17 protein-coding genes are annotated in these 12,974 nt (G+C 69.6%); 9 read left to right on the top strand and 8 right to left on the bottom strand.

What is annotated here, in order from left to right:
• Positions 1 to 120: 120 nt before the first annotated feature.
• Both ABZU69_RS19520 and katG read left to right on the top strand, forming a co-directional pair.
• Positions 121 to 576 carry a Fur family transcriptional regulator gene (locus ABZU69_RS19520; RefSeq protein WP_354965742.1) on the top strand — a complete coding sequence of 152 codons (456 nt, stop codon included), beginning with the start codon at positions 121 to 123 and terminating at the stop codon, positions 574 to 576.
• Entirely contained in the window at positions 573 to 2,849 is a 2,277-nt protein-coding gene (katG, locus tag ABZU69_RS19515; RefSeq protein ID WP_354965741.1) for a catalase/peroxidase HPI, read from the top strand. The genes ABZU69_RS19520 and katG overlap by 4 nt, the downstream gene beginning before the upstream one ends.
• A gap of 98 nt (positions 2,850 to 2,947) precedes the next feature.
• Here katG and ABZU69_RS19510 read toward each other — a convergent pair whose 3' ends face one another.
• The 3 genes from ABZU69_RS19510 to ABZU69_RS19500 all read right to left on the bottom strand — a co-directional run bounded on the left by ABZU69_RS19510 (position 2,948) and on the right by ABZU69_RS19500 (position 4,914).
• Complete coding sequence (locus ABZU69_RS19510; RefSeq protein ID WP_354965740.1) at positions 2,948 to 3,496, bottom strand: hypothetical protein; 549 nt, start codon at positions 3,494 to 3,496, stop codon at positions 2,948 to 2,950.
• Between the two features lie 474 nt (positions 3,497 to 3,970).
• Positions 3,971 to 4,219: a DUF2007 domain-containing protein gene (locus tag ABZU69_RS19505; RefSeq protein ID WP_354965739.1), complete on the bottom strand. Its 249-nt coding sequence runs from the start codon at positions 4,217 to 4,219 to the stop codon at positions 3,971 to 3,973.
• A 128-nt stretch (positions 4,220 to 4,347) separates the two neighbouring features.
• Positions 4,348 to 4,914 carry a helix-turn-helix domain-containing protein gene (locus ABZU69_RS19500; RefSeq protein ID WP_354965738.1) on the bottom strand — a complete coding sequence of 189 codons (567 nt, stop codon included), beginning with the start codon at positions 4,912 to 4,914 and terminating at the stop codon, positions 4,348 to 4,350.
• 134 nt (positions 4,915 to 5,048) lie between these two features.
• Between ABZU69_RS19500 and ABZU69_RS19495 the strand changes: the two genes are divergently transcribed.
• The 5 genes from ABZU69_RS19495 (at position 5,049) to ABZU69_RS19475 (ending at position 8,260) form a co-directional block, all read left to right on the top strand.
• Positions 5,049 to 5,810, top strand: coding sequence for a GNAT family N-acetyltransferase (locus ABZU69_RS19495; protein WP_354965737.1), 762 nt, complete (start codon positions 5,049 to 5,051; stop codon positions 5,808 to 5,810).
• A gap of 75 nt (positions 5,811 to 5,885) precedes the next feature.
• On the top strand, positions 5,886 to 6,485 hold the full coding sequence (locus ABZU69_RS19490; RefSeq protein ID WP_354965736.1) for a tetratricopeptide repeat protein: 600 nt from the start codon (positions 5,886 to 5,888) through the stop codon (positions 6,483 to 6,485).
• Positions 6,472 to 6,615: a hypothetical protein gene (locus ABZU69_RS19485; protein WP_354965735.1), complete on the top strand. Its 144-nt coding sequence runs from the start codon at positions 6,472 to 6,474 to the stop codon at positions 6,613 to 6,615. The genes ABZU69_RS19490 and ABZU69_RS19485 overlap by 14 nt, the downstream gene beginning before the upstream one ends.
• A 168-nt stretch (positions 6,616 to 6,783) precedes the next feature.
• Positions 6,784 to 7,674: an SGNH/GDSL hydrolase family protein gene (locus ABZU69_RS19480; RefSeq protein WP_354965734.1), complete on the top strand. Its 891-nt coding sequence runs from the start codon at positions 6,784 to 6,786 to the stop codon at positions 7,672 to 7,674.
• 88 nt (positions 7,675 to 7,762) lie between these two features.
• Positions 7,763 to 8,260: a DinB family protein gene (locus ABZU69_RS19475; RefSeq protein ID WP_354965733.1), complete on the top strand. Its 498-nt coding sequence runs from the start codon at positions 7,763 to 7,765 to the stop codon at positions 8,258 to 8,260.
• Between the two features lie 39 nt (positions 8,261 to 8,299).
• Here ABZU69_RS19475 and ABZU69_RS19470 read toward each other — a convergent pair whose 3' ends face one another.
• Positions 8,300 to 9,043 carry a DNA alkylation repair protein gene (locus ABZU69_RS19470; protein ID WP_354965732.1) on the bottom strand — a complete coding sequence of 248 codons (744 nt, stop codon included), beginning with the start codon at positions 9,041 to 9,043 and terminating at the stop codon, positions 8,300 to 8,302.
• A 170-nt stretch (positions 9,044 to 9,213) separates the two neighbouring features.
• On the opposite strand from ABZU69_RS19470, the gene ABZU69_RS19465 reads away from it, so the two are divergent.
• Positions 9,214 to 9,828: a dihydrofolate reductase family protein gene (locus ABZU69_RS19465; protein WP_354965731.1), complete on the top strand. Its 615-nt coding sequence runs from the start codon at positions 9,214 to 9,216 to the stop codon at positions 9,826 to 9,828.
• Between the two features lie 107 nt (positions 9,829 to 9,935).
• On the opposite strand, the gene ABZU69_RS19460 is transcribed toward ABZU69_RS19465, so the two are convergent.
• From ABZU69_RS19460 to ABZU69_RS19445, 4 genes are all read right to left on the bottom strand, one after another.
• Positions 9,936 to 10,169 (bottom strand): BBE domain-containing protein, encoded by a 234-nt coding sequence (locus tag ABZU69_RS19460; RefSeq protein ID WP_354965730.1) that lies wholly within the window; start codon positions 10,167 to 10,169, stop codon positions 9,936 to 9,938.
• A gap of 161 nt (positions 10,170 to 10,330) precedes the next feature.
• The gene (locus ABZU69_RS19455; protein ID WP_354965907.1) at positions 10,331 to 11,113 is read right to left on the bottom strand and encodes a hypothetical protein; all 783 of its coding nucleotides are present in this window, start codon (positions 11,111 to 11,113) and stop codon (positions 10,331 to 10,333) included.
• A gap of 66 nt (positions 11,114 to 11,179) precedes the next feature.
• The gene (locus tag ABZU69_RS19450) at positions 11,180 to 11,524 is read right to left on the bottom strand and encodes a DUF1330 domain-containing protein (RefSeq protein WP_354965729.1); all 345 of its coding nucleotides are present in this window, start codon (positions 11,522 to 11,524) and stop codon (positions 11,180 to 11,182) included.
• Between the two features lie 89 nt (positions 11,525 to 11,613).
• The gene (locus ABZU69_RS19445) at positions 11,614 to 11,982 is read right to left on the bottom strand and encodes a nuclear transport factor 2 family protein (protein WP_354965728.1); all 369 of its coding nucleotides are present in this window, start codon (positions 11,980 to 11,982) and stop codon (positions 11,614 to 11,616) included.
• A 132-nt stretch (positions 11,983 to 12,114) separates the two neighbouring features.
• Between ABZU69_RS19445 and ABZU69_RS19440 the strand changes: the two genes are divergently transcribed.
• A complete protein-coding gene (locus tag ABZU69_RS19440) occupies positions 12,115 to 12,909 on the top strand; it encodes a helix-turn-helix transcriptional regulator (protein ID WP_354965906.1) in 795 nt (264 codons plus the stop codon).
• The last annotated feature ends 65 nt before the right edge of the window (positions 12,910 to 12,974 follow it).

Below are 12,974 nucleotides of genomic sequence, written 5' to 3'. Positions count from 1 at the left end.
CGGCGGTGCGCGGTAGCGTGTCTGATATCGCGGGGTTTCGCCCTTTCGGTGAACTCCTCCTATCGGGTCGAGGCTGAGCCAAACTTGAACTGCTCCAGAAAAGTGGACTATGTTCGGCACGTGGCGTCCGACTTCGAGGCTCAGCTGCGGGCGGTCTCGTTGCGCGTGACCCGGCCCCGGCTGGCGGTGCTCTCCGCGCTGCGCGACCATCCGCACGTCGACACCGACGCGGTGATCCGGCTGGTACGGACCGATCTCCCCACGGTCTCCCACCAGGCGGTGTACGACGTCCTGCGCGCGCTCACCGACGCCGGTCTGGTGCGGCGTATCCAGCCCGCCGGTGCGACCGCTCGCTACGAAGCGCGGGTGGCGGACAACCACCACCACATCGTGTGCCGCTCCTGCGCTGCGATCGCCGACGTCGACTGCGCTGTCGGCCAGGCTCCCTGTCTCACCGCCTCGGACGACCACGGGTTCGTGGTCGACGAGGCGGAGGTCGTCTACTGGGGCACCTGCCCCGACTGCGCGACCGAACGCACCGCCCAGCGATCCGTCAGTTCGGAAGGAAGTACATGAGCGACACCCAGGACAACGCTCCCTCCAGCGCCCAGGGCGTGGACAAGAAGGAGGCGGCCGGCTGCCCGGTCGCGCACGACTCCGTGACCGCGCACGGCAGCGAGAGCGAGAACCCGGCGATCGACTCGCCGACCCCGAAGACCGGAGGTCGTCCGCGCACCAACCGGGACTGGTGGCCCAACCAGCTCGACCTCTCGGTGTTGCACGCCCACTCGTCCAAGAGCAACCCGCTGGGCGAGAACTTCAGCTACGCCAAGGAGTTCGCCAAGCTCGACGTCGAGGCCCTCAAACAGGACATCGTCAACGTCCTCACCACCTCGCAGGACTGGTGGCCGGCGGACTTCGGCCACTACGGCGGTCTGATGATCCGGATGAGCTGGCACTCCGCCGGCACCTACCGCATCCACGACGGTCGTGGCGGCGCCGGCGACGGCGGGCAGCGTTTCGCCCCGCTCAACAGCTGGCCCGACAACGCCAACCTCGACAAGGCCCGCCGGCTGCTGTGGCCGGTCAAGCAGAAGTACGGCCAGCAGATCTCCTGGGCCGACCTGCTCGTGCTCGCCGGCAACGTCTCCCTGGAATCGATGGGCTTCAAGACCTTCGGCTTCGGCTTCGGCCGCGAGGACGTCTGGGAGCCCGAGGAGATCTTCTGGGGTCCCGAGGACACCTGGCTGGGCGACGAGCGCTACGTCGGCGAGGCCGAGATGACGCCCGAGGTCGGCGCGACCGAGATGGGCCTCATCTACGTCAACCCGGAGGGCCCGAACGGCAACGCGGACCCGAAGGCGGCGGCGTACTTCATCCGGGAGACCTTCGGCCGGATGGCGATGAACGACGAGGAGACGGTCGCCCTCATCGCCGGTGGCCACACCTTCGGCAAGGCCCACGGCGCGGCCCCCGCCGACAACCACGTGGGCCCGGAGCCCGAGGGTGCCCCGCTGGAGGCGCAGGGCCTGGGCTGGCTGAGCAGCCACGGCAGCGGCAAGGGCCGGGACACGATCACCAGCGGCCTCGAGGTGACGTGGACCGACGTGCCGACGCAGTGGAGCAACCGCTTCTTCGAGATCCTCTTCGGCTTCGAGTGGGAGCTCGTCACGAGCCCCGCCGGTGCGAAGCAGTGGGTCGCCAAGGACGCCCCGGAGATCATCCCGGACCCGTTCGACGCGTCCAAGAAATACAAGCCGACGATGCTCACGACCGACCTGGCCCTGCGTTTCGATCCGGCGTACGAAAAGGTCTCGCGCCGCTTCCTGGAGAACCCCGACGAGTTCGCGCTGGCGTTCGCCAAGGCCTGGTACAAGCTGCTGCACCGCGACATGGGTCCGATCGACCGCTTCCTCGGCCCGTGGGTGGCGGAGCCCCAGCTGTGGCAGGACCCGGTGCCGGCCGTCGACCACGAGCTCGTGGGTGACGCCGACATCGCCGCTCTGAAGGCGAAGGTCCTGGAGTCCGGCCTCACGACCGCCCAGTTGGTCTCCACCGCCTGGGCTTCCGCCGCCAGCTTCCGGTCCACCGACAAGCGCGGCGGCGCCAACGGCGCGCGGATCCGCTTCGAGCCGCAGCGCAGCTGGGAGGTCAACCAGCCCGAGCAGCTCGCGGCGGTGCTGGAGACCCTCGAGGGCATTCAGCGGGAGTTCAACGAGGCCGGCGGCGCGAAGATCTCGCTCGCGGACCTGATCGTGCTGGCCGGCTCGGCCGCCGTCGAGAAGGCGGCGCGCGACGCCGGCGTCGAGGTGACCGTGCCGTTCCACCCGGGCCGCACCGACGCCACGCAGGAGTTGACCGACGTCGAGTCCTTCCGGGTCCTCGAGCCGCGTGCCGACGGGTTCCGCAACTACCTGCGTCCCGGTGAGAAGACCCAGCCGGAGGTGCTGCTCCTCGACCGTGCCTACATGCTCAGTCTGTCCGCGCCCGAGATGACCGTCCTCGTCGGCGGTCTGCGCTCCCTCGGGGCCAACGTCGGCGGCGCGCAGCACGGTGTCCTCACCAACCGGCCCGGCGTGCTCACCAACGACTTCTTCGCCAACCTGCTCTCCCCGGGCACCCGGTGGAAGGCGTCGGAGTCCGACGAGCACGTGTACGAGATCCGGGACCTGGCCACCGACGAGGTGAAGTGGACCGCGACCGCGGTCGACCTCATCTTCGGCTCCAACTCCCAGCTGCGGGCCCTCGCGGAGGTCTACGCCAGCCAGGACGCGCGCGACAAGTTCGTGACTGACTTCGTCGCAGCCTGGACCAAGGTCATGGAACTGGACCGGTTCGACCTCGACTGACCCGGCTCCACACGGCGAGCCCCGGTCGATCCATCAGCGATCGACCGGGGCTCGCCTGCACGGCGCGTCGACCGTCACGGTGGACGCGCGTGGACGATCTATGCCGTTCGGGTCGGGGTTGGCGCGTTGTCGAGCAGCGCGCCCAGTCGAGCGGCGGACTCGTCGGTCAGGCGATAGAGGCCCTGAAGGCTGATGGAGCGTTTGAGACGGCCGTCGGCGACGTACTTCAGGGTGCGCTCGTCCCCGCGTCGGTTGCGCCAGGTCAGCACGGTGAGCAGGTCGCCGGGTATGGCGACGTCGAAGCGGGTCGGTGTCGCCTCCACGTGCACAGGGCTCGCCTCGCATCCGCCGGCACCGAGCACCGCCCACTCATCGTGACCGGGATAGACCGTCCCGCCCCATGTTGTCGGCGCGGCGCCGCAACACTCGCGCGGCTGCTTGTCCAACACGCGAAGACGGCTCACCACGTGGACCACGCACCGGTTGACGTGCAGCGCGAAGACATCGTCGCCGACGCCGACGCTCGTCCAACTGGGAAGCGACTGGTGCAACCCGCTGAACGCCACCGGGGGCCGCTGCCCCACGCGCTGTCTGCGCAGCTCGCGGCAGACGTCCTGGGTCCACAGGGTGGTGAAGGCAGCCGACATGGCCGTGAAAATAAAGACGATGGCCGACAGTCCCGATCTCAGCGGCGGAGGTGGAACGGCAACCTCGGCAGCAGTTGCTCCAGTTCGATGGCACCATCAGCCCGATCCAGAGCAGCACCGGAAGCGCGACCAACCCGAGCGCACCGACGAGGACCACCTGTGTCATCGCGGGACCGACGGGTGTCGCGGGCCGAGGTTCCATCACCCCGGCCAGGCCGCGGATTCGTTCGTCGCCGCTCACGTCGCCCCCGTGTCCGTCGGCTCCACCGGCCCGTCGGCCCGCGCAGCGACTGTGTGTCCGCGCAGCCTCGCACGAACCAGGACAGCGGCGGATCCGGTGTTCGGATGCCCTCCCACTGCGGTATGGGGGAGATCAGCGGACGACGTCCCAGGCTTGACCTTCCCTCCTGCTGGCGACCTTCGGCCGGGCCGGACGGACGGACGTATCGCCCTTCGGGCGACGGGGCTCCGGTGTCAACGTCTCCCGCTCGGCCCGTCCGTCCCGTCCTGCTCGACGGCGGCCAGGATCTCACGGGCGGCGGCTTCGTCGTCGGCGGCGATCAGCACGTGGACCCCTTGCAGCTGTAGGTGCGGCTCCTGCCCGCCGACGTCATCCGCCGCAACGACGGCTCTGAGGCCGTAACTGCGCAGCAGGCCGACGATGAGTTCCGCCTCCGTGCGGCTGCCGACAACCGTCAACGGCACCGTTGTGCGTTCCTCCATGCATTCCCTCCTTCGTTCCAGCTCGCTCAGCGGCCAACGGCGGGAACGGCTGGATGACATCGAACAACACCGACCGGGGCGTACGGGCGTGATTCGCCAACCCGGTGGGACACTCGCCGCCGAGCAGCTCAGCGCAGGCCGGCCACCCAGCGCGCATTGCGGACGAAGGTGCGGCGGGTGGTGTCGGGGTCGTCGAGGAAGCAGCCGACCATGAGGGCGTCGCGCAGCATGGCGAGGGTCTCGGACTTGGCGTCGACGTCGTCGCGGCCGGCCTCCCCGAGCAGGCGCCGCAGCTCGGCGAGGGACCAGGCGCGGTGCTTGCTGATCACCTGGCGCACCGGGCTTCCGGGATCGGGGAACTCGCCGGCCGCCTTGGTGAAGGGGCAGCCGTGGTTGTGGTGTCGGTAGGCGTCTTCGGCGATCCCCTCGATGGCCATTTCGAGCGCGTGGTCGGCGGAGACGGCGCGGCCGAGGCCGTCGTTCCACAGGGCCCGGATCATCTGGTCCTCGCGTTTGAGGTACGCCACGACGAGTGCCTCCTTGCCGGTGAAGTGCCGGTAGAGCGTGGCGCGGGTGACTCCGGCCTCCTGAAGGACGCGGTCGACCCCGACGCTGTTGATGCCGACGGTGTAGAACAGGCGGCTCGCCGCCGCGAGGAGCTGCTCGCGGGGTGCTGACTGCCGGGTGGTCGCCATCGTGGGATCCTACCCCTAAGACTGATCGTTCTTTCTGAAATCCGTCGGCGATATGCTGCGCGGCGGGGCGATGACCTGGCCGTGCCAGGTGAACAAGAACGTCCGTTCTTTCTTTGAGCGTGGGGGAGACAGGCATGAGCAGGACCGCCGATCGGATGGCGGCGGCGTATTTCGACGCCATCGAGTTCCTCTGCGAGGTAACCCCGAAGGGCTGGTACGCCGAGCGGGGCACCGCCCGCGCGGCGGTGACCCACGCCGGCGTCGCAACGTTGAACGTGGCCTACGACACGACTCGGGATCCGGATCTCGGGTCGCTCGACGAGATGGCGACCGAGGTCGGCAGGCAGGCGACGCGCTGGTCGATCATGGTTCGGGGCGAGGCGGGCGAAGAGGTCACCGATTTCGCTGCCCGGCACGGGTTGTTCGAACGCAGTGATCTGCCGCTGCTGGCCTGCACCGCGGGCGACATCGTGCTCCGGCCCGACACGGCGCAGCGGGAGCTGGTGCGCCAGGTCGGCGCGGACGAGAGCGACCTCTACACCGAGGCCCTCACCCGGGGCTTCGATGCTCCCGAGGGCATCTTCGGCTCGCTGATGGGCGGTGCGGTGCTCGACGCCGACCCCATCACCGGCTATCTGGCCGAGGAACTTGGCCGGCCCGTTGGCACCGGGCTCGGGATGCGGACCGCCGGTGTGGTCGGCGTGTTCAACATCGCCGTCGTTCCGTCCGCACGGGGCGGTGGCTTCGGCCGGGCGATCACCGAGGCCGTACTGCGGGACGGCATCGCAGCCGGCGCGGACGCGGCCTACCTGCACTCCAGCGCGATGGGCCGGCCGCTCTACGAGTCGATGGGCTTCGGTCTCGTGGAGAACTGGACCGTGTTCCACGCACGGTGACCGGAGACCCCGGCTCGAAAACGAGGCGGGACGTGTCCACCAAGCTGATCCGCCGCACGACCGCAAGAGGACCCCATGAACTTCAGTGAGAACGTGCGCTCGGCCTTCCGGCGGGGTGAGACCGGCGCCGTGGTGCGCATGAGCGAGGCCGAGATCGAGCGCGCCCGGGCGGCCGGCGACCCGGCGGGCGAGGTCGAGGCCCGATACAGCCTGGCCCGGGTCGCCATCCGCGGCGGTGACCTGCCGGGCGGAGCGGCCCGGGCGGGGGAGGCCCTCGAGGTCGCGCTGCGCTCCGGTGACCGCCGCCTCGAGGAACGGCCGAGGCACGTGCTGGCCGCCGTGGCCCGCATGTCCGGCGACCTGCTCCGCGCTCGTGATCTCTATCGGGAGAGCATCGCTCTCAACGAGTCACTCGACCAGCCGATGACGGTCAACTCCGAGTATCACAACCTCGCGTTCTGTGAGCTGGGTCTGGGCAATCTCGACGGGGCGAGGAACCTGTTCGCCGAGGGGCGTGAACGGGTCTTCCGCAACGGCTGGGCCGACTTCGTGCCGTACGTCTGCGTGGCGGGGCGCCGCGCTCGCCTCGGCCGAAGCGGATCACCTGCGGGCGGCGCTGATGATCGGTGTCGCGGACGCCGCGTTCGCGTCGCTCGGCCAGGTGCCGGACCCTGACGACGCGGCCGACCTCGCCAAGGTGCGCGCCGCCGCGATCGAGGCGCTCGGCCCGGCGGCCTTCGGCGAGGAGTACGCGAATGGCCGGCACCTCGACCCGCGTGCGGTCTTCGCTGACGATCGGCGCTGACCTGACGTCCGGGCTGATCCGACGCGATCAGCTTTCGCGGAATCTCGCCTACCCCCCGGTCCCACACCCCGGAACAGCATTTAGTGAGGCACATCTATATTGACGTTCGCAATTGGGGGCGACAGGATCTCGGCACCACCACCATCGTCATCCCCCTTGGGAGGCGTCATGACCCGTCCCCGCCTGCCGTTCCTGCCGGCAGCCGCCCGGTTGGCCGCACTCGCCGTGGCCACCGTCGGCGTGCTGCTCGCCGTCGCCACACCCGCCAGCGCCGCCGTGCCCGCCGGCCGGTACGTCGCGCTGGGCGACTCGTACACCGCCGGTCCGCTGATCCCCACCCAGGTCGACCTGAACTGCCTACGGTCCAACCGCAACTACCCATCGCTGGTTGCCGCGTCCGGCTCGTCGTCGTTGGCCGACGTGAGCTGCTCCGGCGCCACCACGGACGACATCCTCTACGGTGGCAGCGGCCAGCTGGGCATCGCGGTGCCACCGCAGCTCAGCGCAGTCACGTCGAACACGGCACTGGTGACGGTGCAGATCGGCGGCAACGACATCGGCTTCTCCGGGATCATCAGTGCCTGTGCGGAGGCGAGCCTCAGCAGCCCGCTCGGATCTCCGTGCAAGAACCGGTACACCGCCGGCGGCACCGACCAGTTGCAGGCCCGGATCGCCGCTGCCACGCCGAAGGTGACCGCCGTGCTGCAGGCGGTCCGCCGGGCCGCGCCGGGCGCGCGGGTCGTGGTGCTCGGGTACCCGGCGATCCTGCCGGACACCGGATACGGCTGCTGGCCCGTCGTCCCGATCGCCTACCAGGACGTGCCGTACCTGCGCGGCATCGAGAAGTCGCTCAACGCGATGCTGGCCAGCACCGCGACCGCGAACGGCGCCACCTACGCCGACGTCTACGCCCCGTCGATCGGCCGCGACGCGTGCAAGGGCAGCGGCACGCGGTGGGTCGAGGGACTAATGCCACAGAACTCGGCTGCCCCGTTCCACCCGAACGCCCGGGGAGAGCAGGGCATGGCCACCGCCCTGCTCGCCAAGCTGAACAGCTGACCGGAGCCGACCGGTCGAGCCGGCCCCGTCACCCGGCGGCGGGGCCGGCTCACCGCGCCGCGTAGAACGGCCGTGGGATGCTTCGCAGATGTCCTCCCTCCCGGCGACGTTCGCCGAAGACGTGATCGCCCAACCGGCCGAGGTCCAGTTCGAGGCGTTTCTCGATGAGCACCGCCGCGCGCTCAATGACTGCTTGGACGGGCTGACCGAGGAGCAGGCGCGCCGTTCGTTGGTGCCGTCCCGGACCACGCTGCTGGGCCTGGTGAAGCACGCGACCTTCGTCGAGAAGGTCTGGTTCGACGAGGCCGTCACGTGCCGGCCACGCGCCGAGATCGGTATCCCCGCGACGCCGGACGAGTCCTTCATCCTCGATGACGACGACACGGTCGCCAGCGTGCGACGAGCACACCACGAGGCATGCCAGGCGTCACGCCACGCGACGTCATCCCTCGGGCTGGACGACCTGGTGTACGGCAACCGACGCGGCCCGCTCCCGTTGCGCTGGGTGTACCTCCACGTGCTGCGCGAGCTCGCCCAGCACTGCGGGCACGCAGACATCCTGCGCGAGCAACTCCTGGGCGAGTAGCGCTCCGGCGTCCGCACCTGCCGGTCGACGGGGGAGAGGTTAACGAGCCCACCACCCGGCGTCATCAGTCATCTGGACCACGCCGGTCAGGTACTCCCTACGTCGCTGCGGTTCAAACTTCTCGATCGCGTACCGCAGCATGACGCGCGGCATGACCCGGTAGTGCCGGGCCAGGAACTCCTCCTCCGCCGCTCTGTCCCGGTTTCCTGCCTCGCGCAGCATCCAGCCAACCGCCTTGTGAACCAGGTCGTGCGGGTCGCGCAGGAGCCGTTCGCTGAGGCGGAAGGTCCAATTGAAGTCACCGGCCTTGATGAAGGCGAACGTTGCCATGATGGCGATGCGCCGGTCCCACACCAGGCTTGACCCGGCCAACCGATCCAGGACGCCGCGGTCCTTGTCGATCAGCCAGGGGCCGACGATGTACGGCGCGGACGAGTCCACCAGGTCCCAGTTGTTGATGCGGCCGGTGTTGGCCAGGACGAGGCGGAAGATCTGGCCCCGTTCCTCCTCGTCACCCTTGGTGAACTTCCGCACCAGGATGAACAGCGACGTCAGCCTCTCCTCGTGCACGCTGCTGCTCAGCAGCTCCGCTGTCTCGGCGAGGGAGAGGTCGCGCCAGCACCGGGCGGCCACCCTGCGTTGCTCCGGCACGGAGACGCCGATTGCCCGGTCGCCCTCGCCGTATCCGCCCGGGATCATCTGGAGAAACCGGCTCGATCCCTCGGCCCGACGTGGGTCGGCGAGGCTGGCGAGTTCGTGACGGACGTCGGCGGTCGTGGCCATGACCCTGCAACCTACCGCGACAGCCGTGTGCGCCGCGGTCTGCGGCGACGTCTCGCGACGAGCACGAAATGTCGAGCTTCTCGTCGTGTGAGGCCCCAGGCCGGCCGATGAGTTTGGGATGATGCGCCGGTCTACCCACCGACACCACCTGACACGAAGGGATCACCCCGATGGCAAAGGTCATCTCTACGCTGTTCATCTCCGCCGACGGTGTGGCGGAGATCGACCCCGATTGGCACTTCCCGTACTTCGACGACAACATGGGTCGCGCCGTCGGCGAAGACTATGACACCTCCGACGTGCTGCTCATCGGGCGCGAAACCTATGACAGCTTCGCCGGAGCATGGCCGGACCGCGAGACCGCGGGTGGCGAGGACGCACCGCTCGCCAAGCAACTCGGAGACGTGCGCAAGGTGGTCGTCTCGCGCCAGCCGCTGGAGTTCTCCTGGCGCAACTCCGAGCTGATGAAGGGCGACCTCATCGGTGCCGTCACCGCGCTCAAGGCCGATGCCGCCAGCAAAGGCATCCTCATCCCCGGGTCGATCTCCGTGGTGCAGCAACTGCTCGCCGCGGGGCTGGTCGATGAGCTGCGCCTCCTGGTGCATCCGGTCGCGGCACGCAAGGGCCGCAAGCTGTTCGACGAGGGGGACACGGCGTACCACCTGAAGGTGACGGCGACGGAGGCGTTTCCGACGGGCGTCATCCGCGTGATCTACGCGCCGACCGTGGCACCCACCAAGGTCGGCTACGACGAGGTCAAGGACCAGGTGCCCGCCGGCAGTTAGTCCGCCTTCGCGGAGCCCGATCGCCGTGCACCGCCAGCGCGCTCCTTCTCCATCTGTTGAGCACGCTCGTCGCCTGGCCGGGATCGGGCTCGCGAGGGAAACTCCGGTCAGAGTGTCGCCGGCGGGATGCTCTGCTCGTACTGGAAGACGTTGTGGGGGTCGTACTTCGCCTTGACCTTGCGCAGGCGGTTGAAGTTGTCCGCCGCGAGCAGGAGCAGCCAGTGGGCGGCGCGTCCCTCGCTGTACCTGCGGGAGGAGTACCGGCGGATCACCCCGGAGAGGCCCTTGGGTGGGCACGAGGTGCCGAAGACCGGGGTGAGGAACTTGCGGTCCGGGGGCAAACCGTGACCCGGCGCCGGCGCGGCGCGGTGCGTCCCTCCCTCGGTCCTGCCAGCGGCGGTACCCCGGCAACCGGCGCGGGAACCGGACCGGCCAACCTGGCCACGACGGCGGGCTGCGCCCTCGTGGTCAGCCGCGACAACCGGGGGTACGTGACACCGCGTCACGCCCCGCCGAGATCGGTGCAGTGTGCGATCGTCGCGTCGTCCGCCGCCACCGCGTCGTGCGCCTCCGCCTGCCGGACGCGGCGGATGATCTCGGCCGGTCCGCTCGACGCCAGGCCGGCCAGGACGTCTGGCCAGTCGGCGAGATGGAACCGGTCCACGATGCGGCTGGCTCCGTTGCTGAGCAGGACGGCGCCGGTCAGCTCGGAGACCGGACAGCTGCCGGTGATCGCCTCGTCTGCCGCCCGCGGGTCGTCCTTGGCCACCCAGAAGCCGCCCGGCTGGTTCCGGTTGGCGCGCAGGTCCCGGAGGATCCGGTGGTACTCGTCGCTGCCCTCGGCGACGGCCTCGAGCGCGGACTGGTACGACCGACTGATGATCACCTCTCGGGGATCGGAGACGACGAGGGGCGCAGCATCCGCTCGGTCGAGCACGACGACCGAGTCACCGAGCACCAGGTGCTCGATGAGGCCGTCGGACAGGCGCAGGATCGCCACGGTCGCCGACGGACTGATGGGGTCGGCGACGTCGCAGGTGTCCCGGTGGGCGTTCGTCACCTGCTCGATGGCCTCGGCGAGCAGCGCCGGAAGGCTGCGGTCCGGCACGAGTGACAGGAGGCTGAGGAGGCTGCCTCCCAGGCGGCTCGCGTACCAGGCCACGCCGTGCCGGCAGATCGACTCGGCGCCGGGAATGCCGGCGCCGTCGATCAGCACCGCCGCCGTCGGTACGGCCCCGGTGAAGTCCTCGTTCGCGCGGCCGGGCCGAGCCGCGGCACTCGTCATCGTCACCCGCATGGCCTGCCGCCGCCCTTCCGCCGCGCAGACGGGTCTGACCCCGCATCAGCGAGGCTACCGACCATCAACATGACGGATTTCGGCAGCCATCTGCGACGAGCTGTGGTCGGTCTCCGCTCCCTCGACGAGGATCACCTCGCCGGTGAGGTGCCTCGTCCGCAGGGGTTTGATCTCCTGGTAGGCGCTGGAGTGGTACCAGGAGCGGGCCGTGACCAGGTCGGGAAATTCGATGATCACCACGTCACCCGGCCAGTCGCCTTCCAGTACGTCGATGGTCCCGCCGTGGACGATGAACCGGCCCTCGAACGGGGCGAGGGTGGCCTGGATGCGCTCCAGGTACTCCAGCACGTCGGCGTGGACTGGTGCCTTGCGCAGGTGTGCGAGCGCGTACGCGGTCATGGGTCTTCCTCCGTTGAGGCCGGTCTCCCGGCGCCTGTGCCGGTCGTGTCGAGCAGCGGGCCGCTGGGTGTCCGCGGCCCCGGAGCTCCCTACGCCGCTGGGAGCCGGTCCAGGAAGCCGAGCACCTGGGTCAGCCGTCCGCTGCCGTCGGTCACTGCGACGTCGAAGCCGGCGATTGGCGCCTCGACGTTCTCCGGCCCGAGTTCCCAGGTGAAGCGGGCCTGGTTGTGGTGGCCGTCGACCGGCCCGGCCAACCGGAACGTCATGCCGGGAAACTGGCTCTGCGCGGCGGCGATCGTCGCGTCGATCGCGTCCCGGCCCTCGGCGACGGCCAGCGGGTCGACGTAGCGGCCCTCGGGGGCCCACAGGTCGTCGATGTCGCGGCGCCGCCTCGCCGGATCGGTCTCGTTCCAGATCGCGATGTACCGCTCGGCCAGCAGGTCGAATGTGGTTGCCATGGATCTCTCCTCGATCGCCAGAATGGTCGCCTCTGGAGCAGATGATTTCCGGCGCCGTGGCAGGCTGTCGATTACGTCGCAGGTAATGGCCGCCGCGCCGACGCGGTCATTAGGGTCGGTGGCGTGACGACCATGACCAGGCCGGGACGACCGGTGGGGGAGCTGCTGCGCGACTGGCGCCGAACTCGCGGGATGAGTCAGCTCGACCTGTCGATCGAGGCGGGGGTGTCGGCCCGGCATCTGAGCTTCGTCGAGACCGGGCGATCCCGGCCGAGCCCGGAACTGATCCTGCGGCTGGCGGAGCAGCTTGAGATGCCGCTGGCTGAGCGCAACACGATGCTGCTGGCCGGCGGCTACGCGCCCGTCTACCCCAGTCACGAGCTGAGCGATCCGGAACTGGCGCCGGTACGTGCCGCCGTACGGCAGATCCTCGACGGACACGGCCCGTACCCCGCGCTACTCGTCGACCGGCACTGGCATCTCGTCGAGGCCAACCCTGCCGTCGCCCTGTTCACCGCCGGTGCGCAGCCGTACCTCCGCACACCACCGATCAACGTGCTGCGGCTCAGCCTGCACCCCGACGGCATGGCACCGCGAATCCTGAACCTGCCGGAGTGGCGCGCCCACCTGCTCAACCGGCTGCGCCAGCAGGCTGCGGCGGCCAACGACCCGGTTCTGCACGAACTGCACGAGGAACTGCGCGGCTATCCCGGCGGCAACGCCCACGCGGCACCGATCGACGACGCCGTTTCGCGCGTCGTCGTTCCGCTCCGGTACCGCCACAACGACCAGGCGCTGTCCTTCGTCAGCACCACGACCCTCTTCGGCACGCCGCTGGATGTCACTGTCTCCGGGTTGGCCATCGAGGCCTTCTTCCCCGCCGACCCGGCGACCACCGAAACGCTGCACACCCTCGCCACGCCCTGAGCCGGCAGGGCGGATGGCAGCAGTTCACCAGCAGATCCGCGGCACTGCGGCGGATGCGCAGGGCC

It is taken from the genome of Micromonospora sp. NPDC005206, from assembly GCF_040608175.1.
Taxonomy (GTDB): Bacteria; Actinomycetota; Actinomycetes; order Mycobacteriales; family Micromonosporaceae; genus Micromonospora.
This window is presented reverse-complemented; position numbering and strand designations above follow the sequence as displayed.